The organism is Pseudomonas syringae (assembly GCF_002157375.1).
In the GTDB taxonomy this organism is placed as follows: Bacteria; Pseudomonadota; Gammaproteobacteria; order Pseudomonadales; family Pseudomonadaceae; genus Aquipseudomonas; species Aquipseudomonas syringae_T.
Genome location: NZ_MTSA01000034.1, coordinates 1 through 23,071, shown reverse-complemented (window position 1 = coordinate 23,071; position 23,071 = coordinate 1). Strand labels below are relative to the sequence as shown.

General features: G+C 59.4%; 21 protein-coding genes and 1 pseudogene. 5 read left to right on the top strand and 17 right to left on the bottom strand.

Annotated features, from left to right (window positions below):
• Positions 1–314 precede the first annotated feature (314 nt).
• Positions 315–1,580, bottom strand: coding sequence for an Hsp70 family protein (locus BW686_RS25595; protein ID WP_084920925.1), 1,266 nt, complete (start codon positions 1,578–1,580; stop codon positions 315–317).
• A 311-nt stretch (positions 1,581–1,891) separates the two neighbouring features.
• On the opposite strand from BW686_RS25595, the gene cbpA reads away from it, so the two are divergent.
• A complete protein-coding gene (cbpA, locus tag BW686_RS25590) occupies positions 1,892–2,836 on the top strand; it encodes a curved DNA-binding protein (protein ID WP_084920930.1) in 945 nt (314 codons plus the stop codon).
• A 51-nt stretch (positions 2,837–2,887) separates the two neighbouring features.
• Here cbpA and BW686_RS25585 read toward each other — a convergent pair whose 3' ends face one another.
• On the bottom strand, positions 2,888–4,018 hold the full coding sequence (locus BW686_RS25585) for a sensor histidine kinase (RefSeq protein ID WP_084920922.1): 1,131 nt from the start codon (positions 4,016–4,018) through the stop codon (positions 2,888–2,890).
• A 122-nt stretch (positions 4,019–4,140) separates the two neighbouring features.
• Here BW686_RS25585 and BW686_RS25580 point away from each other — a divergent pair, with 122 nt between their 5' ends.
• From BW686_RS25580 to BW686_RS27355, 3 genes and pseudogenes are all read left to right on the top strand, one after another.
• Positions 4,141–4,563, top strand: a complete 423-nt coding sequence (locus BW686_RS25580; protein ID WP_256899425.1) for a thioredoxin family protein — start codon at positions 4,141–4,143, stop codon at positions 4,561–4,563.
• Between the two features lie 13 nt (positions 4,564–4,576).
• Positions 4,577–4,813, top strand: a pseudogene (locus tag BW686_RS27360) (hypothetical protein); the annotation flags it as partial.
• A 198-nt stretch (positions 4,814–5,011) separates the two neighbouring features.
• A complete protein-coding gene (locus tag BW686_RS27355) occupies positions 5,012–5,185 on the top strand; it encodes a thioredoxin family protein (RefSeq protein WP_306298904.1) in 174 nt (57 codons plus the stop codon).
• Between the two features lie 51 nt (positions 5,186–5,236).
• Here the strand turns inward: BW686_RS27355 and ureC are convergent, their stop codons facing one another.
• The 15 genes from ureC to BW686_RS25500 all read right to left on the bottom strand — a co-directional run bounded on the left by ureC (position 5,237) and on the right by BW686_RS25500 (position 22,178).
• On the bottom strand, positions 5,237–6,937 hold the full coding sequence (gene ureC / locus BW686_RS25570) for an urease subunit alpha (RefSeq protein ID WP_084920915.1): 1,701 nt from the start codon (positions 6,935–6,937) through the stop codon (positions 5,237–5,239).
• A gap of 230 nt (positions 6,938–7,167) precedes the next feature.
• Positions 7,168–7,476, bottom strand: a complete 309-nt coding sequence (locus BW686_RS25565) for an urease subunit beta (RefSeq protein WP_084920911.1) — start codon at positions 7,474–7,476, stop codon at positions 7,168–7,170.
• On the bottom strand, positions 7,473–8,006 hold the full coding sequence (locus tag BW686_RS25560) for a GNAT family N-acetyltransferase (RefSeq protein WP_084920908.1): 534 nt from the start codon (positions 8,004–8,006) through the stop codon (positions 7,473–7,475). The genes BW686_RS25565 and BW686_RS25560 overlap by 4 nt, the downstream gene beginning before the upstream one ends.
• 10 nt (positions 8,007–8,016) lie before the next feature.
• A complete protein-coding gene (locus BW686_RS25555; RefSeq protein ID WP_084920905.1) occupies positions 8,017–8,559 on the bottom strand; it encodes a GNAT family N-acetyltransferase in 543 nt (180 codons plus the stop codon).
• Positions 8,560–8,569: 10 nt separating this feature from the next.
• Positions 8,570–8,872, bottom strand: a complete 303-nt coding sequence (ureA, locus tag BW686_RS25550; RefSeq protein ID WP_005763104.1) for an urease subunit gamma — start codon at positions 8,870–8,872, stop codon at positions 8,570–8,572.
• A 318-nt stretch (positions 8,873–9,190) separates the two neighbouring features.
• Positions 9,191–10,036, bottom strand: coding sequence for an urease accessory protein UreD (locus tag BW686_RS25545; RefSeq protein ID WP_084920902.1), 846 nt, complete (start codon positions 10,034–10,036; stop codon positions 9,191–9,193).
• 48 nt (positions 10,037–10,084) lie between these two features.
• Positions 10,085–10,783: an urea ABC transporter ATP-binding subunit UrtE gene (gene urtE, locus BW686_RS25540; protein WP_084920899.1), complete on the bottom strand. Its 699-nt coding sequence runs from the start codon at positions 10,781–10,783 to the stop codon at positions 10,085–10,087.
• 97 nt (positions 10,784–10,880) lie between these two features.
• Positions 10,881–11,741 carry an urea ABC transporter ATP-binding protein UrtD gene (gene urtD, locus BW686_RS25535; RefSeq protein WP_084920896.1) on the bottom strand — a complete coding sequence of 287 codons (861 nt, stop codon included), beginning with the start codon at positions 11,739–11,741 and terminating at the stop codon, positions 10,881–10,883.
• Positions 11,738–12,817 carry an urea ABC transporter permease subunit UrtC gene (gene urtC / locus BW686_RS25530; RefSeq protein WP_084920894.1) on the bottom strand — a complete coding sequence of 360 codons (1,080 nt, stop codon included), beginning with the start codon at positions 12,815–12,817 and terminating at the stop codon, positions 11,738–11,740. The genes urtD and urtC overlap by 4 nt, the downstream gene beginning before the upstream one ends.
• Entirely contained in the window at positions 12,817–14,406 is a 1,590-nt protein-coding gene (gene urtB / locus BW686_RS25525) for an urea ABC transporter permease subunit UrtB (RefSeq protein WP_084920927.1), read from the bottom strand. Before urtB ends, urtC begins: the two co-directional genes overlap by 1 nt.
• A gap of 214 nt (positions 14,407–14,620) precedes the next feature.
• On the bottom strand, positions 14,621–15,886 hold the full coding sequence (gene urtA, locus BW686_RS25520; protein WP_084920892.1) for an urea ABC transporter substrate-binding protein: 1,266 nt from the start codon (positions 15,884–15,886) through the stop codon (positions 14,621–14,623).
• A gap of 245 nt (positions 15,887–16,131) precedes the next feature.
• The gene (locus BW686_RS25515) at positions 16,132–19,554 is read right to left on the bottom strand and encodes a dermonecrotic toxin domain-containing protein (protein WP_084920889.1); all 3,423 of its coding nucleotides are present in this window, start codon (positions 19,552–19,554) and stop codon (positions 16,132–16,134) included.
• A 255-nt stretch (positions 19,555–19,809) separates the two neighbouring features.
• Complete coding sequence (locus BW686_RS25510) at positions 19,810–21,183, bottom strand: PepSY-associated TM helix domain-containing protein (protein WP_084920887.1); 1,374 nt, start codon at positions 21,181–21,183, stop codon at positions 19,810–19,812.
• Positions 21,184–21,268: 85 nt separating this feature from the next.
• Positions 21,269–21,703, bottom strand: a complete 435-nt coding sequence (locus tag BW686_RS25505) for a DUF2946 domain-containing protein (RefSeq protein ID WP_084920884.1) — start codon at positions 21,701–21,703, stop codon at positions 21,269–21,271.
• A 13-nt stretch (positions 21,704–21,716) separates the two neighbouring features.
• Complete coding sequence (locus tag BW686_RS25500; RefSeq protein ID WP_084920882.1) at positions 21,717–22,178, bottom strand: copper chaperone PCu(A)C; 462 nt, start codon at positions 22,176–22,178, stop codon at positions 21,717–21,719.
• Between the two features lie 142 nt (positions 22,179–22,320).
• Here BW686_RS25500 and BW686_RS25495 point away from each other — a divergent pair, with 142 nt between their 5' ends.
• A complete protein-coding gene (locus BW686_RS25495) occupies positions 22,321–22,779 on the top strand; it encodes an REP-associated tyrosine transposase (RefSeq protein ID WP_084920880.1) in 459 nt (152 codons plus the stop codon).
• Positions 22,780–23,071 lie beyond the last annotated feature (292 nt).

Below are 23,071 nucleotides of genomic sequence, written 5' to 3'. Positions count from 1 at the left end.
TGCTCCGCGTGGGCATGCCGTTCTGGACGCTCTGCGTCCGATCTTGAGTATGCGGCGCGTCGCAGATCTGTGACGCAGAGCGTCACGCAAGGCATTCCCACGCTGGAGCGTGAGGAACGAGAGTTGATCGGAAGAATACCTATCGTGCCCATGCTCCGCGTGGGCATGCCGTTCTGGACGCTCTGCGTCCGATCTTGAGTATGCGGCGCGTCGCAGATCTGTGACGCAGAGCGTCATGCAAGGCATTCCCACGCTGGAGCGTGAGGAACGATAATCTCGACTATCGTGCCGACGCTCCGCGTCCGCGTTTGAGTCTAGCCGTAGCGCTTCTTCGCCTCGATGGCCAGGCCGCTGCCGATGCTGCCGAAAATATTGCCCTCGACGTGTCGCGCATTGGGCAGCATGGCGGAAACGCTGTTGCGCAGTGCCGGAATACCGCTTGAGCCGCCGGTGAAGAACACGGTGTTGACCTGCTCCACACCCACGCCCGCGTCGTTCAACAAACTTGTCACGCTGTTGCGAACCCGCTCAAGCTGGGCGTCAATCGCCGATTCGAACATGGCCCGACTCAGTTCCACACTCAGCCCCGGCTCGACCCGGTCCATTGGCACATGGCGGTGTTCGGCATGGGTCAGGTGGATCTTGGTTTCTTCCACTTCCATCGCCAGCCAGTGTCCGGCGCGCTGTTCGATCAGCTTGAACAGACGATCGATACCGCCAGTGTCCTCGATGTCATAGCGCATGCTGCCGAGCGCCAGTTGGGATTTCTGCGAGTACACCGCGTTGATGGTGTGCCAGGTCGCCAGGTTGATGTGATGACTGGTGGGCATGTAGGCGCCGCTTTTCATGCGGCTGCCGTAGCCAAATAAGGGCATTACGCCTTGCAGGCTCAGTTGTTTGTCGAAGTCGGTCCCGCCGATGTGTACGCCACCGGTGGCCAGAATGTCTTGCTGACGATCATCGTGCTGGCGTCGCTCTGGTGACAGGCGCACGAGCGAGAAGTCCGACGTACCGCCGCCGATGTCGACAATCAGCACCAGTTCTTCGTTTTCGACGGTGGATTCGTAATCGAATGCCGCGGCGATAGGCTCGAACTGAAATGACACGTCCTTGAATCCGATCTTGCGGGCCACTTCGGCCAAAGTGTCTTCAGCTTCCTGATCAGCCTGCGCGTCGTCATCGACAAAATGTACCGGGCGGCCCAGCACGACCTGCTCGAATTCGCGCCCGGCGACGTGCTCGGCGCGCTTTTTCAACTCGCCGATAAACAGCGCCAGCAGGTCCTTGAATGGCATCGCGGTGCCCAGCACGCTGGTGTCGTGCTTGATCAGCTTGGAACCCAGCAGGCTCTTGAGCGAGCGCATCAGGCGGCCTTCATAGCCTTCCAGGTATTCGTGAAGCGCGAGGCGTCCGTAGACCGGTCGGCGTTCTTCCATATTGAAGAACACCACCGATGGCAGGGTAATCTTGTCGTCCTCCAGCGCGATCAACGATTCCATGCCGGGTCGTTGCCAGCCGACAGTGGAGTTGGACGTGCCGAAATCGATGCCGCAGGCACGGGCCGGGGATTGGTCATTCATGTCTTTTACGTTCCAGTCAAAAAACGGCCGCGCAGTTTATGTCAGCGCACGCCAATTGCGTAGCGCGACACGTCTTTTATATTTGCCTGACGGTATTTGCCGCCAAGGCTTGAACTGACGCCTGTTACCCCCAATCTTGAAGGTATTCTCGGTAGACCAGGTTGTCGAAAAGTCGACCCGCCTGCAAACGCGGCTGGCTATCGGTACATTTTTCGACGTTAGGTAATCCAGATACCTCTTGATAGAGGGAGCTGGGCGCGTGACGCCAGCGTATCTGGCTTTGCCGGATAAATCGGATGGGTGATCGTTACATGGATTTCAAAGACTACTACAAGATACTTGACGTTGAACCCACTGCGGACGACAAGGCGATAAAGACCGCCTACCGCAAACTGGCCCGCAAGTATCACCCCGACGTCAGCAAGGAGGCCGGCGCCGAAGACAAGTTCAAGGAAGCGTCCGAAGCCTACGAAGTGCTCAGCAGCCCTGACAAGCGTGCCGAGTACGACGAACTGCGCAAGTACGGTCGACAGGGGCGCCCGTTCCAGACCCCGCCGGGCTGGCAAAGCCGTGCCGGCGCGGGCGCAGGCGGGTTTGAGGAGACGGCAGACTTTTCCGAGTTCTTCAGCTCCATTTTTGGTGGCCGGCCACAGCAGGGCGGACGTACCCGCAATACGGGGCGCACCGGGCAGGACGTCGAGATGGAACTGGCCGTTTTCCTTGAGGAGACCCTGTCAGGCGAATCCAAGCAGGTCAGCTTCAAGGTGCCTCAGCACAGTCCCAACGGGCAGCGCATGAGTGACATCACCAAGACCCTGAACGTGAAGATTCCTGCGGGCGTGACCGATGGCGAGCGAATCCGCCTGAAGGGGCAGGGCGCCCCCGGTGTGGCCGGTGGAGCTGCCGGTGATTTGTACCTGATCATTCGCCTGGCGCCACATCCCATGTTCGAGGTCGAAGGCCACGATCTGGTGATCACCGTACCGCTGGCACCCTGGGAAGCCGTGCTGGGCACCAAGGTCGCGGTGCCGACTCTGACCAGCCGGCTCAACCTGACCATTCGTCCTGACAGTCAGAACGGTCAGCGTTTGCGGATCAAGGGTAACGGTCTGATGACCAAGAGCGGCGAGCGCGGCGACCTGTACGCCCAGCTCAAGATCGTGGTGCCCAAGCACACCGATGAGGCGACCCGTGCGCTCTGGCAGAAACTGGCCGACAGCACGTCGTTTGACCCACGGGCTCACTGGAAAGGCTGAGTAGCAAGGGAGGGCGCGGTGTCGATGTAAGGCGCTGCCCCGCGGCCCGGGTCAGTTTCGGGGCAGCACCACGGTAAACGTGGTGCCGTCGCCGATGGTCGAGGTCACGGTGATGCTGCCGCTGTGGGCGTTGACCACTTCCTTGACGATAAACAGCCCCAGACCCAAGCTGGTCGAGGTGCCGCGCGACTCGCTGTCTTCCTGCGTACTGCGTACCAGTGGATCGAAGATCGTGCCGATGGCGTCCTCGGCAATCGGCTTGCCTTCGTTGTGAACCACCAGCACCACCGCGTTTTCGGCGCCGGTGACACAGACAGTGATCTCGTGACTGGCGGCGCCGTGCTGCAAGGCGTTGCCGATCAGGTTCTGCAACATCTGACTGATGCGCCCGGTGTCCCATTGACCACAGGTATTACCTTCAATGTTCAGCACCGGCGCCGAATCGGGTCGCCCGGCGCAGGCTTCTTCTATGGCCTCGCGGCAAGCGCCTGCCAGGTCCATGTATTTGCGCTCCACGGGCAGCCCGGCACCCAGCCGGCTGCGCACGAATTCCAGCAAATCGCTGACCATCGTGCCCATGTGGCGGGTGCTCATCTGAATGCGCGAAATGTAGGAACTGGTTTTCTCATCCAGCGAAACTTTCCGTGCCAGCAGTTCAGTGGACATGCTGACGGCCTGCAGCGGCGCGCGCAGGTCATGGCCGAGAATGGCCAGAAAGATGTCCCGTGAACGCCCGACCCGCTCGGCATAGGCGGCGGTGGACTCTGCCAGCGCTTCGTCGATGGCCTCGTTGAACCGGATCACGTCCTGGAAGTCGGCCAGTTGCGGCGCATTCAGACTTTCGACCCACAGACGAATGACGCTGGCGCGCAGGTGGCGGAATTCGGACGTCATCTGCACCAGATCAAAACCTACCTCGTGGCGCAGCTCGCCATGACTGCTGGCGGCTTCATCCAGGCTCGGCGTCTTGTTCAGTTCCTCCCCACGGGCCTTGGCGATTTCCTCGCTCTTGCTCTGCGCGGTGTTCATGTCCCGCGCCGCAGCAAGCAAAATCGACTTGGCGTGATCCCGCAACTCGACTTTGCTCATCGTTTCTGCGGCGGGTTTCAGGGTTCTGGCGAAGTCTTCCCATTCGTCGACAATACGATCCACATGAACAACGATGAATTCGGAAAGGCGCATGGGCCGACTACCTTGCTGGAGGAACGTGACAAAAGATGGCGCATATTACCTCCTTTACATGACACGAAATATAGGGCGTTTACTGTCATTTCTGTCAGTAGACGCCCTTTTTGCAGGGGCCTATGTTCAATCGGCAGATTAATCGATTGGAGGCCCAAGGCATGAGTGTCACGACGGTGACTGATACGACCTTTCAGAAAGAGGTCATCGAGGCCAGCGACCACAAGCTGGTGGTGGTCGAATTCTCGACAAAAGAGAAGGTGAATAAGCGAGGCCTGGAAAACGCCAGCGCAAAAATGGACGCTGTTTTCAACAAGCTGGCAGACGACTACATCAACCGGGTCGTATTCGCTCGGGTTGAAATCGAACTGGATCCGGATCTGAAAGACTCACTCAATCCGCTCACGTCGGCCGCTCATGCCATCAATCACGGCCCTACGATGGTCTTTTTCAAAAAAGGTCAAAAGGTGAGAGATGACCTTGTCGGCCTGCAGACCGATGTTCGTACGACGCAGATCCTGGACGAATTGCTATCCACGTCATAATTGGAGGTTCACCATGTTGAAGACAGAATTCGCAAAATTTGTCGAAGAGCAGATCAAGCTGGCCGAGAAAATACTGGCCGACGGAAAGGTCAGTGAGCGGGACGATTTTGCGGAAGGGAAACTCACGTTCTTCTGTGCTCGGCATCGAATTTTGCAGGGCGAAAAAATCAAGCAAGACGTGGGGACGCTGGACGCCATCAACGACTCATTGCAGGCGTTGGGGATATTGGAGTCTGAAGAGACGTTTCTGAATTACAAGAAGAAAGCAGGAACGGTCCTCGCTGTTAAAGACGATGGCGATTTCAATCGCGAATGGGCTGAAGTCAGCCCGTTGGTGTTGCTGGAGTTCAGCAAGCCGGGCGTTAATGAGCATGGTGAAGCGAACAGCAGCGCACGGACGGGAGCCATTCTCGATGAGCTTGCGCCCGAGTTCGAAGGGAAGGTCGTCATGCTTCGTGTGCCCGTGGACACGTGCCCAGCTACAGCCCAAAGCTACAATGTGACTGCTGCGCCGACCATTATCTTTCTCAAGGGCGGTAAAAAGCTTGAGGAAACCGCTGATTTTCATTTGAAGTTCTGGTTCAGGGCGAAAATCAATGAGTTGCTTAGCCCCCAAGAATAAACTGAGCGGAAAACATTGAAGGGCCTTCTGAAACCGAAGGCCCTTGTTATTTCAGAACAGAAAATACCGCTGCGCCATCGGCAACACTTCTGCAGGCTCACACCACAGCAACACACCGTCGGCCTTGACCTGATAGGTCTGTGGGTCGACTTCGATATCCGGCAGGTAGTCGTTGTGGATCAAGTCCTTTTTCTGCACGGTGCGGCAGCCTTTGACCACCCCGATTTGCTTCTTCAGGCCCAGAGACTCCGGCACGCCTGCGTCGAATGCGGCCTGGCTGATGAAGGTCATGCTGGTGGCATGCAGCGAGCTGCTGTAGCTGGCGAACATCGGGCGGTAGTGGACCGGTTGCGGCGTCGGGATCGAGGCGTTGGCGTCGCCCATCAGGCTGGCGGCAATGGCCCCGCCCTTGAGGATCAGGGTGGGTTTGACGCCGAAGAACGCTGGACGCCACAGCACCAGATCAGCCCATTTACCGACTTCGATAGAACCCACTTCATGGCTGATGCCGTGGGTGATGGCCGGGTTGATGGTGTATTTGGCGATGTAACGCTTGGCGCGGAAGTTGTCGTTGCCGGGGCCATCCTGTGGCAGCGGGCCGCGCTGTTTTTTCATCTTGTCGGCGGTTTGCCAGGTGCGCATGATCACTTCGCCAACCCGGCCCATGGCCTGGCTGTCGGAACTGAGCATGGAAAACGCGCCCAGGTCGTGAAGGATATCTTCGGCAGCAATGGTTTCGCGGCGTATGCGGCTCTCCGCGAAGGCCACGTCTTCGGCGATGCTCGGGTCCAGGTGATGACAGACCATGAGCATGTCCAGGTGCTCGTCAATGGTGTTGCGGGTGAATGGCCGGGTCGGGTTGGTCGAGCTGGGCAGCACGTTGGGCGAGCCGCAGGCCTTGATGATGTCCGGCGCATGGCCGCCACCGGCACCTTCGGTGTGGTACGTGTGGATCGTGCGGTTCTTGAACGCGGCGAGGGTGGTCTCGACAAAGCCTGACTCGTTCAGCGTGTCGCTGTGGATGGCGACCTGCACGTCGTATTGATCGGCAACGCTCAGGCAGTTGTCGATGGCGGCCGGGGTCGTGCCCCAGTCTTCGTGCAGTTTCAGGCCGATTGCGCCAGCCTTGACCTGTTCGATCAGCGGGCCTGGCAGGCTGGCGTTGCCCTTGCCGGTGAAGCCGATGTTCATCGGGAACGAGTCCGAGGCCTGGAGCATGCGCGCCATGTGCCACGGGCCGGGTGTGACGGTGGTGGCGTTGGTGCCCGTCGCAGGGCCTGTGCCGCCACCGATCATGGTGGTGACGCCGCTCATCAGCGCTTCTTCGATCTGCTGCGGGCAGATGAAGTGGATATGCGTGTCGACGCCGCCTGCGGTGAGGATCATGCCTTCACCGGCAATGACTTCGGTGGCCGCGCCGACGGCAATGGTCACGTCCGGCTGAATGTCCGGGTTGCCCGCTTTGCCGATGGCTGCAATACGCCCGTTCTTGATGCCCACGTCGGCTTTGACAATGCCCCAGTGGTCGATGATCAAGGCATTGGTGATCAGCGTATCGACCACATCGGCGGCCATCAGTTGACCCTGGCCCATGCCGTCACGGATAACCTTGCCACCGCCGAATTTCACTTCCTCGCCATACGTGGTGAAGTCTTTCTCGACCTCGATCCACAGCTCGGTATCCGCCAGTCGAACCTTGTCGCCAACGGTGGGGCCGAACATGTCGGCGTAGGCTTGTCTGGAAATCTTCATGGTGATTCCTTATGCGTCGTTGTACGCAAACCCGACTGACTATGGCTATCGTGCCAATGCTCCGCGTTGGCATGCATCCCGTGACGCTCTGCGTCACACATCTTCAGTCTTGCGCGATGGCAGGTGTAATCGAAGCGCAGGCTTCTCTGCCCGGTTTCGATGTGACGCAGAGCGTCGCGAACTGCATTCCCACGCGGAGCGCAGGAACGATATTCAAAAGTCCGAATGCGTCAATCCAGATCCCCCATCACCCGTCCGGCAAAGCCGTAGACCTTGCGCAATCCCGCCAGGTCCACCAGTTCGATTTCGCGGGACTGGCCCGGCTCGAAGCGCACGGCAGTGCCGGCCGGGATGTTCAGACGCATGCCGCGGCTGGCGACGCGGTCGAAGGTCAGCGCGTCGTTGGTTTCAAAAAAGTGAAAATGCGAGCCCACCTGGATTGGCCGGTCACCACTGTTGGCGACCGTCAGGCTGATGGTGCGACGTCCGGCGTTGAGTTCGATGTCGCCGGGCTGGATCTGGTATTCGCCAGGGATCATGTCGGTTGCCCCAAGGTTTTGAAATAAATGGCGGTCGGCCGGTAACGACCGTCCGGTGTGGCGCAATAGTCCGGCAGTTCGCCGACACGGTTGTAGGCCCGCGAACGATAAAACGCTTCAGCCGTGGAACCGGCCTCGGTGTCCAGGTGCAGCAGCCCGCGTTTGTGCTTCACCGCAGCCTGCTCGACCTCGTCCATCAACTGTCTGCCCAGGCCACGACCGCGGGCAGTCGGCAGCACCATCAGCTTCTGCACTTCGGCGCGGTTCAGGCCATTGGGTTTCTGGCACAGCGACAGCTGCGCACTGGCCAGCACGTTCCCTTCTTCAGCCACCACCCACAGCAGCAGATGACCGGCGGCGATGTCGGCTGTCAGGCCATCGCACCAGGCATTGGCCTGGTCCATGTCGAGGTCTGCCATGAACCCGACCGAGGCGCCGTCGTGAACCGTGTCGAACAGCAAATGCGCCAGGCCACGGCGGTAATACGCGAAACTTTCAGCGGTCACACGTCGCAGCTGTGCATGATTCATGGCGCGCTCTCTAGAGGGGTTTGGGGGCTTGCGACGCGGGCGGTGGAGCACCGGGCGACAGATCAAGCTGCATGAAGGTCAGGTCCAGCCAGCGACCGAACTTGGTGCCGACTTGCGGCATTTGCCCGGTGGTCTTGAAGCCCAGACGATCATGCAGGGCGATGGAGGCCGCGTTGCCGCTTTCGATGGCGGCCACCATCATGTGTTTTTCACAGTCACGGGCGCGCTCGATCAGGGCTGCCATCAAGCGCGGCCCCAAGCCTTTGCCACGTTGATCCGCGCGCACATAAACCGAATGCTCGACGGTATGGCGAAAACCCTCGAAAGGCCGCCAGTCACCGAACGACGAATAGCCCACGACTTCGCCTGCGCTGTCGAGCGCGACCAGGATCGGGTAACCCTGGGTCTGGCGAGACGCATGCCAGGCCTGACGGTTGGCCAGGTCGACCGGTTGTTCGTTCCAGATCGCGGTGGTGTTCAGCACCGCATCGTTGTAGATCGCCAGGATCCCCGGCAGATCGTCTGGCAGTGCATCGCGAATCAGGTCTTGCATGATCACTCCTTCAGGCAATCGGCTGATGCACGGTGACCAGCTTGGTGCCGTCCGGGAACGTGGCTTCCACCTGAATCTCCGGGATCATTTCCGGGATGCCTTCCATGACCTGATCGCGGGTGAGCAACGTCGTGCCGTAGTGCATCAGATCAGCGACAGTCTGGCCGTCACGCGCGCCTTCGAGCAACGCCGCAGAAATGTAGGCCATGGCTTCCGGATAGTTGAGCTTCACTCCGCGCGCCAGACGCCGTTCGGCAACCAGTCCGGCGGTGAAAATCAGCATCTTGTCTTTTTCGCGTGGCGTCAGGTCCATAGGGTTTCCGCTTCTTCAAATTCAGTGGGGGATCATTCCCAGGCCTGCGCCTTCATCGTTATGTATAAGTCTGTCTCGGATTCTGGCCGAAGGCCGTAGGGGCGACCGGGGCGGCGATCCGCATTGTTCGCGAAAGGGGCGGTATATTTCCCAAAAATGCATCGTAAGCACTACCGTCTTCGCGAACAAGTTCGCTCCCACGCCCTGCGGGCAGAAGCGCTAAAAGCCACGATTTTCGGGCTTCTCAGTACTTATGTATAACGCTGAGTGCATCAGCGCCAAGGGTGTAGCCTGGGACGCAGTGCGTCCAGTCATCAATCAGGTGTTCCAGATTCTCGGTGTCACCGCTTCGCGTCCCAGCAGCGCCGGGCGCAGACGCTTCCAGATTTCTATCAGCCAGGCCCTGGCATGCAAGGCCTCATCAGCCAGACAACGCGCAACGATCAAGCCAGGCAATTGCGTCAGGTTACCGCGCACCGGATTGTGCATCGACAATGAGCGGCAGCTTTCAAGCAGGTCGCTGTCGGCTTCACCGGTCAGAAGGAGGGTGGCGAAAACCGTTTTGCCATCCAGGCCGATGGGCGAATCCAGTAGCCCGTCGCCGCCGATGATGCGTTGCCGTTCATGCCAGAGCAATGTTCCGTCGCGACGAATATCCAGGTGCGATTGAAAGTGGCCATGTTCGAAACGCTCGCCACTGGCCGGACGCCCCAGCGCCACGACATCCCAGTAGCATAGCCGGGCGTCACCGTGCAGCTCGATACGCGTGGTCAGTTCTGCCTGGGCGTTGCTGAATACAATGGTTTCCTGCGGCAGCCACTCCAGGGTCGCGCCGGGCTGTACATGCAGTTCCAGTTGCTGAAACGCCGGGCTGGCGGCGCGATACCACTTGGCTGCGCCAGGGCTGGTCAGTTGTGCCCAGGCTTGGGCGCCGACCGTTGCCGAAATATCCAGCCGGTCGCCCCCGGCGATACCGCCCGGTGGGTGAACAATGATGTGCTGGCACACCTCAGGCCCTTCGGCGTACAGATGTTTCTGCACTCGCAAAGGCCCCTTGTGGCGGCGCTGGGTCGGGCGCGTGCAGTCATCGAAACGGCCATAGCCCAGCTCCAGCTCGGCATGCCAGCTGGGCGTGAACAAGGCAGTGTGGGCAGGCAGGTTCATAGCGTCTTCATTGCGTTGTCGAAGGCTGCACGATAACGGATTGGCGCATCAAATAGTGACCAGACCGCGCACACCGTCAGCCTCCATGTTCTCGCCACGACCCTGCTGGACGATTTCCCCCCGCGACATCACCAGGTATTGATCGGCCAGCTCTGCCGCAAAGTCGTAGAACTGTTCGACCAGCAGAATCGCCATGTCGCCGCGCTCGGCCAGTTTTTTGATCACCGCGCCGATCTCCTTGATGACCGAGGGCTGAATGCCTTCGGTCGGCTCATCGAGAATCAGCAGGCGCGGGCGGCTTGCCAGTGCCCGGCCAATCGCCAGTTGCTGTTGTTGACCACCTGACAGATCACCGCCACGGCGATGCTTCATTTGCAGCAGCACCGGGAACAGTTCGTAGATGAAATCGGGCACCTCTTTGGCCTCTGAGCCGGGAAACCGGGACAGCCCCATCAGCAGGTTCTCCTCGACCGTCAGCCGACCGAAGATCTCTCGGCCTTGCGGGACGTAGGCAATCCCGGCATGCACCCGCTGATGGGTCTTGGTGGCAGTGATGGTTTTACCTTCCCATTTGACCGTGCCTTCTTTCGACGGCAACAGCCCCATGAGCACGCGCAACAGCGTGGTCTTGCCGACGCCGTTACGGCCCAGCAGGCAGGTGACTTCACCGACCTTCACATCAAACGACAGACCGCGAAGAATGTGGCTGCCGCCGTAATACTGATGGAGCTTTTCGACCTGGAGCATGGTTCGTGTTCTCGTCTGTTGCAGCAGGGTCACTGCTTGCGATGCGGAGCGTCTGGACAGGCATTCTCACGCGGAGGAACAACTGGAAGCCGGGCCTTCAACGGCCCAGATACACTTCGATCACGCGTTCATCGGCCTGAACGTCGTTCAGTGAGCCTTCGGCCAGTACGCTGCCCTGATGCAGCACGGTGACGTGGTCGGCAATCGAACCGACGAAGCCCATGTCGTGTTCCACCACCATCAGCGAGTGCTTGCCGGCAAGGCTTTTGAACAGCTCGGCGGTGAACTCGGTTTCAGCGTCGGTCATGCCCGCCACCGGCTCGTCGAGCAACAGTAATTGCGGGTCTTGAACCAGCAGCATGCCGATTTCCAGAAACTGCTTTTGACCGTGGGACAGCAAGCCGGCCGGGCGATGCATCGAGGAGGTCAGGCGAATGGTCTCCAGCACCTCGTTGATCCGGTCCTGTTGCTCGCCGCTCAGGCGTGCCCGCAGGCTGGCCCACACCGATTTGTCGGTTTTCTGCGCCAACTCCAGGTTTTCGAACACGCTCAGGGCTTCGAACACCGTGGGCTTCTGAAACTTGCGGCCAATCCCGGACTGGGCAATCTGTACTTCGCTCATCTGTGTCAGGTCCAGCGTCTCGCCGAACCACGCCTTGCCGTGGCTCGGGCGGGTCTTGCCAGTGATGACGTCCATCAGCGTGGTCTTGCCCGCGCCGTTGGGGCCGATGATGCAGCGCAGTTCACCCACGCCGATGTACAGGTTCAGATCATTGAGCGCTTTGAAGCCGTCGAAGCTGACGCTGATGTCTTCCAGCGTCAGGATCGTGCCATGCCTTGTGTTCAGGCCTTTGCCGGCACTTTTGCCAAGGCCCACGGCGTCGCGGCTGGTGCCAGCGTCGGAGTTGGGGGCCAGGATCGGCTCAAGCATCAAAGACGGGGTCGGAGTGGTTTTCATTGCTCGCTCCTTTTCTTCAGCAGGCCGATCACGCCCTTGGGCAGGTACAGCGTGACGATAATGAACAGCGCGCCGAGGAAGAACAGCCAGTATTCCGGGAAAGCCATCGTGAACCAGCTTTTCATGCCGTTGACCAGGCCGGCACCCAACAGCGGGCCGATCAGCGTGCCGCGACCGCCAAGGGCCACCCACACGGCTGCCTCGATGGAGTTGGTCGGTGACATTTCGCTGGGGTTGATGATGCCGACCTGCGGCACATACAGGGCACCGGCCAGGCCGCACAGCACCGCGCTCAGCACCCAGACGAACAGCTTGAAGCCGCGTGGGTCGTAGCCGCAGAACATCAGGCGGTTTTCAGCATCACGCAGCGCCGTCAGCACCCGACCGAACTTGCTCTGTGCCAGCTTCCAGCCGATGTACAGGCTGGCCACCAGCAACGCAACGGTCGCCAGAAACAGCACCGCACGCGTGCCTTGCGAACTGATGCTGAACCCCAGAATGCTGCGAAAGTTGGTGAACCCGTTGTTGCCGCCAAAGCCGGTTTCGTTGCGAAAGAACAACAGCATGCCGGCAAACGTCAGGGCCTGGGTCATGATCGAGAAATACACGCCCTTGATCCGCGAGCGAAAGGCGAAGAAACCGAACACCAGCGCCAGCAATCCCGGCGCCAGGACCACCAGGCACATCGCCCAGAGGAAGTTGTCGGTGCCCGCCCAGTACCAGGGCAGTTCGGTCCACGACAGGAACGTCATGAACGCAGGCAGACCGTCGCCTGCCGCCTGGCGCATCAGGTACATGCCCATCGCATAGCCACCCAGGGCGAAGAACAGGCCGTGGCCCAGCGACAACAACCCCGCGTAACCCCAGACCAGGTCCAGGGCAAGGGCGACGATGGCGTAGCAGAGAATTTTGCCCACCAGTGTCAGCGTGTAGGCCGACACTTGAAAGCTGTTTTCGGCAGGCAACAAGGAAAGCAGCGGCAGTGCCAGCAGCACGGCCAGTATCAGAATGCCCACAGCCAGCGTGCCCTTGGGGCCGACTTTCTGTGCGGCGGTTAACATCAATGGCTGGCTCATCAGTCGATCACCCGTCCTTTCAATGCGAAGAGGCCTTGCGGACGTTTCTGGATAAACAGAATGATCAGCGCCAGGATCAGGATTTTGCCCAGTACGGCGCCGATCTGCGGTTCAAGAATCTTGTTGGCAATGCCCAGCCCGAAGGCTGCCGTCACGCTGCCGGCCAGTTGCCCGACACCGCCGAGCACCACCACCAGGAACGAATCGATGATGTAGCTCTGGCCCAGGTCCGGGCCGACGTTGCCGATCTGGCTGAGCGCCACGCCGCCCAGGCCTGCGATGCCGGAGCCCAGCCCGAAGGCCATCATGTCGATACGACCGGTCGGCACGCCGCAGCAGGCGGCCATGTTGCGGTTCTGGGTCACGGCCCGCACGTTCAGGCCCAGGCGGGTCTTGTTCAGCAGCAGCCAGGTCAGCACTACCACGAACAGGGCGAACGCGATGATCACGATACGGTTGTAAGGCAGCACCAGATTCGGCAGTACCTGGATTCCGCCGGACAGCCATTGCGGGTTGGCCACTTCGACGTTCTGTGCGCCGAAGGCCAGCCGCACAGCCTGAATCAGCATCAGGCTGATGCCCCATGTCGCCAGCAGGGTTTCCAGCGGGCGACCGTACAAATGGCGAATGACCGTTCGTTCCAGCGCCATGCCGATCGCGGCGGTGACAAAAAACGCCACGGGCAGCGCAATCAGCGGGTAGTACTCGATGGCACCCGGCGCGTAGCGCTGGAACATCAGTTGAACCATGTAGGTCGAGTAGGCACCCAGCATCAGCATTTCGCCGTGCGCCATGTTGATCACGCCGAGCAGGCCGAAGGTGATTGCCAGGCCCAGCGCGGCCAATAGCAGGATCGAACCCAGTGACATGCCACTGAACGCCTGACCCAGCAGCTCGCCGATCATCAGCTTGCGTTTGACCTGAGCCAGACTGGTTTCCGCAGCCACACGCACCGAAGCGTCGTTTTCCACGCCCGGAGCCAGTAACGATTCAAGGCGGGTACGGGCCAACGGATCGCCGGTTTCACCCAGCAACCGGACGGCGGCCAGGCGCACCGTAGGGCTGGAGTCGACCATCTGCAGGTTGGCCAGGGCCAGCGTCAGCGCACTTTTTACGGTGCTGTCGGTTTCGCTGGCCACACGCTGGCTCAGCAAATCCAGCTGCGCAGGGCGGGCGCTGCGTTGCAATTGTTGGGCAGCGGCGAGGCGAACGGCGCTATCGGCCGCCACCAGTTGATGGCTGGCCAGTGCGGTTTCCACCAAGCCTCGCAGCCGATTGTTCAGGCGCAGTTTGCGCGGTTCATCGGGGGTTGGAGCATCAGCCGCCGCGGGGGCATCAGCCTCCACGGGCACATATTTATCGTTGCTCTCGATCCAGGCGCGCTTGCTGCTGTCAGCAGCAACACGACCGTCGCGCAGCGCTTCAAGCAGCTCGACGCGCTCCGGTGCCGGCATGGCGGCCCAGGTTTCCAGCAGTTCTGCCTGTTTCGAAGAACTGGCTGCGACAAAATCACTGGCATCGCCGGCCTGAGCTGCGAATGGCAGCAACAGACTCAATGCGAAGATGAAGCGGTAAAGGTAAGAAGGCATATCAATATGGCCTTGATTCAGTGTGGCGTTCCAGAGAGCGCTCATGGTTGTCCGCCCTCACACTGCTCGTTCCTCACGCTTTGCGTGGGGATGCCTTTCGTGACGCTCTGCGTCACATTTGCATCGAGCTGCACGCTCGGGATTGGACGCGGAGCGTCCAGAACTGCATTCCCACGCTGGAGCGCGGGAACGATCATCAGTCGACTTTTATCCCTCAGTTGCTCTTGGCCGGAGAGTCCGGCTTCTTGTCGTTGCCCGGGATATAAGGGCTCCAAGGCTGGGCGCGGATCGGTTCTTTGGTCTGCCAGACGACGTTAAACTGCCCGTCTTTCTGAATTTCGCCGATCATCACGGGCTTGTGCAGGTGATGGTTGGTCTTGTCCATCATCAGGGTAAAGCCCGACGGTGCGGCGAACGTCTGCCCGGCCATTGCTTCACGGACTTTGTCGACATCGGTGGATTTGGCTTTCTCCACCGCCTGCGCCCACATGTGGATACCTACATAGGTGGCTTCCATCGGGTCGTTGGTCACGGCCTTGTCGGCGCCTGGCAGGTTTTTCTTCTTGGCGTAGGCGGTCCAGTCAGCAACGAACTTCTTGTTGACCGGGTTTTCGACGGACTGGAAGTAGTTCCAGGCTGCCAGATGACCCACCAATGGCTTGGTGTCGATACCGCGCAGTTCTTCTTCGCCCACCGAGAAGGCGACAACCGGAACGTCGGTGGCCTTCAGGCCCTGGTTGGCCAGTTCCTTGTAAAACGGCACGTTAGAGTCGCCGTTGACGGTGGAAATAACGGCGGTCTTGCCAACGGCGGAGAATTTCTTGATGTTGGCCACGATGGTCTGATAGTCAGAATGGCCAAACGGCGTGTAGACCTCTTCGATATCGGTGTCTTTCACGCCTTTGGAATGCAGGAATGCCCGCAGGATCTTGTTGGTGGTACGCGGGTAAACGTAATCGGTGCCCAGCAGGAAGAAGCGCTTGGCCGAACCACCGTCTTCACTCATCACGTACTCGACCGCCGGAATCGCCTGTTGGTTAGGCGCTGCGCCGGTGTAGAAAACGTTAGGCGACATTTCCTCGCCTTCGTACTGAACCGGGTAGAACAGCAAGCCGTTCAATTCTTCAAACACCGGCAGAACCGACTTGCGAGAGACCGATGTCCAGCAGCCGAATACCACGGCCACTTTGTCCTGAGTCAGCAACTGACGGCCCTTTTCAGCGAACAACGGCCAGTTGGATGCCGGGTCCACGACCACGGGCTCCAGCATCTTGCCGTTCACACCCCCCTTGGCATTGATTTCATCGATCGTCATCAACGCCATGTCTTTAAGCGAGGTTTCGGAGATGGCCATCGTCCCCGACAGCGAATGCAGGATGCCGACCTTGATGGTCTCGGCAGCCTGAACGGTCCAGGTCAGACCCATGGCGGCAATCGATGCGGACAGGGTGAAGGCTTTGATCAGACTGCGACGCTTCATTGGTGGACTCCGTTCGTATGGTTTTTGAGATCGTGTCGGGTGGTGGGTACGTTGCGTACAGCAAGCTTTAGCAAATGCTGGGCCAAAGCGCAGACGTCGCAAAATGGAACGAATCTGTCGCCTGGAAAAGGGGATGCGCACCAGCGTGGAACACCGCTCGGCAGGACGGCCATCACGTGCGTTATCGTGGTGCGATTGCCAAAAGCCAGTTTTTTCACTGGCTCTCCGTCAGTCGCTCGAGTGAATTACACCCACCATTCTTTTTCGCCGGAATACAGATCATAGGTCTGGTCTACAAGCTGTTCCGGAATGTCGAAATAGGCGTACAGCTGGCCGTTTATCTTGTTCGTTGCCCTTAGTTGCAAGAGCGTGCCAGGGGGGACCGCGACGTGATCACCCAGAAAACCCGTGAACATGTTCTTTTTGGGCACTGACGGCGCAAAGATGAAAAACACCGGATGGTTATCAGCGTTGGCGTTATGGGTCACAAAACCGTCCTGGCTCCATCTGACGGCATTGGCTCGCGACACGGATGCTGATTGCACACCGTTATCCACAAACACGGCACCAGTCTCTCGCTCAAGACATGCCAGCCCCTCGCTGGTTACATACGTGGCGCGGAAAGCGTCGCCGTGCCATTCCTTCAGACGGTAAAACTGACTAAGAAAACTGCGCGTTCTGGCATTGCGCACGCCGGCCCTCAGCAGCGGGTTGATCTCGCCCGAGCCGCCTTCTGCGTACGATGTGATCGCGGGCAAGCCCTCGGCATTGGATGCCTTGCTCAAGGCCATGTAGTCCGTCTCGAACTGTAATCGCTCTGCGGCGCTGGCTTCCTCAAAAGAGGCTGGCCAATCAGTCAGCAACTGGCTTAATCGTGATCTGGCCTGGCGAATGACAAGTTGGCTGATGCGCGGGATTTCGTTGCCAACGGCTTTCCAGGCGCCACTTGTGCTGCGCAAGACGTATTCCTGTTTATGCACAAGCAGTGCTGCGTCGGTGGGATGAGGACGATAAAGACGTGAATGGCCGAACATGTTTGCACGGCGGCTTACGTAACACCGCTCTGTACCCAGCTCAATGGCCAGAAAGTCTTTGGAATCCAGCGCGACCGTTACGCCTGAGTCTGCGAATCTCGGGGCGCGCAGGTGAGACATCAGGTAGCCGATCTGCACTTGCCCGTCTCGGCCCACCCTGCGTATCAGATGCGGACGTCTGACCTTCGCTGCCAGGTGCATCGCCGGTTTGAGGTATGCCCCTGCGCGCCCGATGGCGGCGGTGGACAGGTAACCTATAGCGCTCAGAAACTCCTCGGCAGCGCCTTCGAGATCGTTGTCCTGGATTTTCGAAAAAGCGCTCCATGTTTTGAGCAAGCCCAGCCCCAAGGCAATAGGAATCATGATGGGGGTGGGCAGAAACAGAAGGGCGATGCTGGCGACGATGTCGAAACTTCCGGATTGTCCCGCTCCCGGCGTCAGCCCCATCCGTTGCTTGATCTCCTGGATCAGGAGGTTGATTTTGGCCTCGTGGTTTTCCTCGTAGAAGTCTTTACTCTGCGGGATAAAGACCACCGGGCGCAGCAGTTTGTCAGGAATCGGAATCGGAGAAAGGCGGGTGAAGATATCGGGCACACGCCAGTGTCTGGCCTGTTTCTCGTAGTTCATGGCATGCAGCGTCTCCAGACGCCGCGACACCGGAATCTGCTGGATCAGGTAACGCTGGAATGATGTTTCTTCCAGAAAGCGGGTGTTGAGATGAAACATGCTGTTGAACCAGCGGAAGACCACGCCGTCAGGCGCGTCGAGGGTGCATAGCACCAGCGGGCCTTTGTCGAACCGGTCCTGCGGCGCGATCAACATGACATTGGTCATCTTGAGCTGGTTGACGCTGAAAAACCTGACTTCGATTCGTTCGCCGTTGACCGTGCTGCGTTTGTCCGGCGAGGGTGCATTCAGCACCGCCTTGATCCAGCTGGAACCCGTCAGCGGGAAGGCTTGCTGATCAATCTCCAGCAAGGCCATTTTCATCTGAGCCTCCAGCACGTTTTTTTGAGACTGCTTGAGCTGATGGGCGTAGGTCGATGATTTCAGATTGACGTCGAGGTACTCGGTGAGGTGTTCGGGACTGTTGATCGTCTCGACCAGCTCCTTGATGGCGCGCGTGTCCAGCCGGGTGAGCGCGGCCCCGGTCTCGTCAACGACGTCGATCTGCACTGCATCCCTGACTCTGGCCCGATGAGTCGGGTTACGCACCAGTTGCGCAAGCGACATTCTCGTGGTGTTTTTGTCCGGCACCTCAGGTGTCCCGGGAATTTCGATTGTCCAGGAGCGCACCCTGTACGTCAGGGTGACGACTATCTGCTCGGGTTCAAGCCTTATTGCGGCTTGTTTCAGCGCTTGACTCAATTGATGGTCGATGTAGTGCGTCAGGTAACGGCGGCTGTCGTTGCCAGGCTGGTTAAAGTAATCCTTGCCGGAATGTTGAATCTTTACCACCGCCTCACCCAGACGCCGTGCCTGCTCAAGCCACGCTTCGCGCTGCGCTTGCCCCATGCTTTTCCACCAGTCGGGCATGTGGGTGTATATCAGGTCGGCATCAAGCTGATGCAGATGCTGCTGGTTGTTGAAATGAAGCCCGGGTGCCAGCAGACGTAAATTCAACTGCTCGAACGCATCGGCGTCCATCTGCCCGGCCCGGGCAAGTTGTGCCGCTTGGGCAAACAGGGATTTTTGCTTGATGATCTGGCGCGTCAGTAACAGGCTCAGGAAGTGACCGCCCAATGCCGTGTAATGCCATTGCAGTGCGCTGACGGCCTGCGTTGGTTCTGCCGGCGCGAGTTCGGCGCGAAGTTGCTGTCTGTACCCGGGGTCGGTCCCTCGCTGTACCAGGGTATCGTTCATCTGCTTGAAGGACGTGAACGCTTCCAGCCCGTTATTAAGGGTGAACAGCAAAACGTCTTCCTGCACGTCTTCATGCACCTCCAAAGGCAGCGTGCGAAGTGTGCGGGTGATGGCAAAAGCCCCGGACAGCGCAATCGGCTCACGGCCATCGAGGCTTGCCGACACGCCATAAATACTGTGTGGCTGGAACTCGTCTACAGCGCCTGCAGCGCACGGCTTCAGTGCTGCCGAGAGCATCGTGAAGTGGCGGGTGGTCATTTCTCCCAGGGCAACGCGTATTTCACATTCTGATTTCAGGCAATGAACCCGTTCAGCGAGAAATTCGCTGCTTCGGGTCTTACCGTCTTGCAGTGCCGCGCCCCAGTAATCTGCCAGCTCGCGGGTATAACGTTGCTCCAGTTGTTCGTTGACCTCAGCAAACAGTGTGAGGATGGCCGTGCGGGGCAGGGGGTTGATGACGATCGTCTGCGCGGAGGGCGACGGCGTTGGGTAAAAACCTTGCACCTCATTGTCGTTCCAGCTCAGCCTGCCGGTGAAATGCTCGATCAGGCTGGCGATCAGCGGTGCGCTGTACACGCTGTCTTCTGCATCGGGCGGCAACGTGCTGTCACGGTAGGCCAGCCAGGTGGCCTGAACGTCCAGCTCGGGTTTTACCGTGCGCAGCAGCTCATGCGTCAGCTCACGTACGGTGTCACTCAGGGTCGGCGGGTAGGTGCTGCTGTCAGGTATAGGTCGAGCAGGTTGCGGGGAGGTGTCTAACGTTGCGTTCATGGCGCCATTTCGTCTCGATGAAAAATGATCCGCTCCAGGCTGTCGCCAGGCGGTTCATTGCATCTAGTCAGGGATGGCGGCGTATGGCTGTCGGGCAGCATTGCCTGATGCGCGTGGCAATGGCCATGCGTTCAGTAGGAAGGGGCGACGAGCCGGCAGGTCGGGCGACAAGGGAAGGGGCGAGGCCTGAAACCGGGTATGAGGAGGAATTCATCACAACGCCACTCAATGGTTTCAGGCCCCGCAGCGTGCAATCTAAGCTGTTGTCGCGCGTTTGGCAAAGCGCGAAAGCACTATTCGATCAAGCACCCAGACAATCAGCATCGAAATGCCCACCAGAGGGAACAAGACGCCGAGTGCAATCATCACCCCTGTTGCCATTTTCCAGCGTGGCAGGTCATGGCGCAGCGGCGGTACACCCAGCCCGCTCTGCGGTCGGCGCTTCCACCAGATCACCAGCCCGCTGACCGAACTGAGCAGCACCATCAGGCACACCAGCAGGATCAGCAACTGATTGACCCAGCCAAAAAACTTGCCTTCATGCAACATCACGCCCAGCTCGGTGGCCTTGGACACTGCGCTGTAATCGACATAGCGCACGTCGGCCAGCACCTTGCCGGTGTACTGATCGATATGCAGCGTTGCGTCGTCACGCGGGTCGTCAGCGAACACCGACACTGTGAATACACCGTCGGCCGTCTTTGGCTGAGTGATGCTGTAGCCCGGCACGATGTCTCTCGCCCGTGCGATATCGACCACCTGTTGCAAGGACACTTTTGGCGCTGCCGGGGCGCTGGACATGTGCATATGGCCCATGTGTTCGGCGTGATCACCGCCTGAAACCGGCATCGGCGTGTTTTCCATCGCCCAAGGTACGGTCTGCACGCTGGCAGTGTTCAGGTCTCCGGCCTGCTTGTCGGATTTAGGCACATCCTTCCACATCGCCGCCGGAAAGGTGTTCCACACCGCGGCATATTGCTTGCCCCACATACCGGTCCAGGTCATGCCGCTCAACAGCATGAACAGCAACAGCAACGCCCCCCAGAAACCGGTAACCGCGTGCAGGTCTCGCCACAACACGCGACCTTTGGCCGTCAGGCGCGGCCAGAACACGCCGGCCGCTGATCGACCGCGTGGCCACCACAGGTAGAGGCCGGAGACCACCAGCACAATGCCCCAACCCGCCGCGAGCTCTATAAGCCGGTCGCCTGGCGTGCCGATCATCAATTCGCCATGCAGCGCGCGAGCAATGGCCTGCAGGTTGTCTTTGGCGTCCTGAGTGCCAAGAATGATGCCGCGGTACGGATCGACAAACACATTCACGTCACGGCCCTGTTCGTTGATCACAAACTGAGCGCTGCCTTCCGTACTGGTCGGAGGGAAAAACTTGCCGAGGGTGGCCTGTGGATAAGTACTCGCCACTCGTTGTTGCAACTCATCGGCAGTAAGACGCTGCTCAGTCGGCGACACGTACAGCAGGTCGCTGTACATCAGGTTGTCCAGTTGTGGCTTGAACAGATAAATGATCCCGGTCAGCGACAGCAGGATCATGAACGGCGCGACAAACAGCCCGGCGTAGAAATGCCATCGCCAGGCCAGGTTATAAAACGAAACATCAGGTTTGGACACGATTAACGCTCCCCAATAGGGATAACACAGCACACCTCGCGCGCAGCCTTGGGCCGCGCGCGAGGGTGGAATCTTTTTTTTCCGGTTATGCCGTGATAAGCGTTGGCGGCGCCCGGCTTCGGGCGTTGGGGAAAATCGCCCGGCGTGCATGGCCCTGCAGGCGGGACGGCGCGAAAAAGTCGCTGGGTACGGGAGGGCTGGCGGCCACCAGCTCAAGTACATTGAGCAGCGCCGGGCAACTGAACAGCAGCGTGCAATAGCCACACTTGGCCCACAGCGCGTGATCGCTCATGCCGGCCTCGGCAGGCATGGTGTGCTCGCTGCCATGATGGGCATGAGCGTCGGCCGACATGTCCATCGTCGCGGGCATGGACATTGACATGCCGGCGTGCTGATCCATCGGCATCGACTGGGAAACCAGCGGGCCGATAAAGATCATCAACATGGCGAACAGGCTCAGCCATGCACCCCGATGGCTACGGGGGACGGTTGAACGGTCGCGGCGGCAGGTGGCGCTCAATCGGGAAAGCTACTCAGTGCTGGTGTTTCGGAGCCTGCTTTTGTACCACGACCTGCACCTCGACATCTCCTGCCTTTTCAAAATGCAGGGTCATCGGGAAGCGTTGGCCGACGACCAGTGTCGAGCGGTCCTTGAGGTCCAGCAGCATCACATGCCAGGCCATGGGGGCAAAACTCACTGTCCCGCCTGCCGGAATATCGACCGCCTGAACAGGCCGCATCTTCATCAGCCCGTCGGCGTGTACATGCTCGTGCAACTGCGCCTGCCCGGCGACAGGGCTGTCGACGCTGAGTAGCCGGTCGGCGCTGTCGCCTTTGTTCTCGACCGTGAAATACGCCGCTACTGTCGGTGCATTGGGCGGCAACGCCATCGACCACGGATGACCAATCAGCAGCGGTCCTGCCGTGTACTCATGGGCTTGGGCGAAGCAGGCGGGTAGCAGCAGCGCGGCCAGCAGGAATGCTTTTTTGAGCATGGGGGAGTCTCCGTGACGTTCTGGAGGGAGTGAGAGGGTGGCTCGACCAAGCATTTGAAACACTCAGGTAAACCTTGGAGCCCTATTGATTGCGCCCGTTTCGTAGAGTTGTTCCTCAGCGCACAGCCACAAGGTGATGGGAATGAACGAGAGGGCACAGTCACATCGTTTGCGCTCGGGGCGAATATCGAGTGCAGGCCGAACTTATCTGGTGACCGCAAAAACATTTCAGAGAAATCCTGTTTTTTCCGATTGGCGAATGGGGCGTCTGCTCGTCGATGAACTTCGGCAAGTCCAGGAGCAGCAACTGGCTGATTCACTAGCCTGGGTCATCATGCCTGACCATATTCACTGGCTGCTGCAGTTGAATGGTCAATCTTTATCCCGAGTTGTACAGCGCGTTAAATCGAAAAGCGCGATCGCCATAAACAGAACAAAGGGTTGCAGTGGGCCGTTGTGGCAAAGCGGATTCCACGACATCAGCATCCGGACCGAAGACAGCCTTGTGAATTATGCCCGTTATGTGGTTGCCAACCCTCTTCGCGCCGGCCTTGTCAAAAGCGTGCGTGATTATCCCTTATGGGACGCTATCTGGCTTTGAAAATGTGAGAGCGACCGGGGCGGAGGTCCGCATTGGTCGCGAGTGCTGCCGCTCAAAGTTTGCATTGATCTTGTGGGAGCGAGCTTGCTCGCGAAGGCGGACTGGCGGGCGCGTCAGATTTCCTGTGGTTTGTCAGGCCTCTTCGTGAGCAAGCTCACTCCCACATGGGCGTTGTCGATCATGCGGTAGCGACCGGGGCGGCGATCCGCATTGCTCGCGAGTGCTGCCGCTCAAAGCTTGCATTGATCTTGTGGGAGCGAGCTTGCTCGCGAAGGCGGACTGGCGGGCGCGT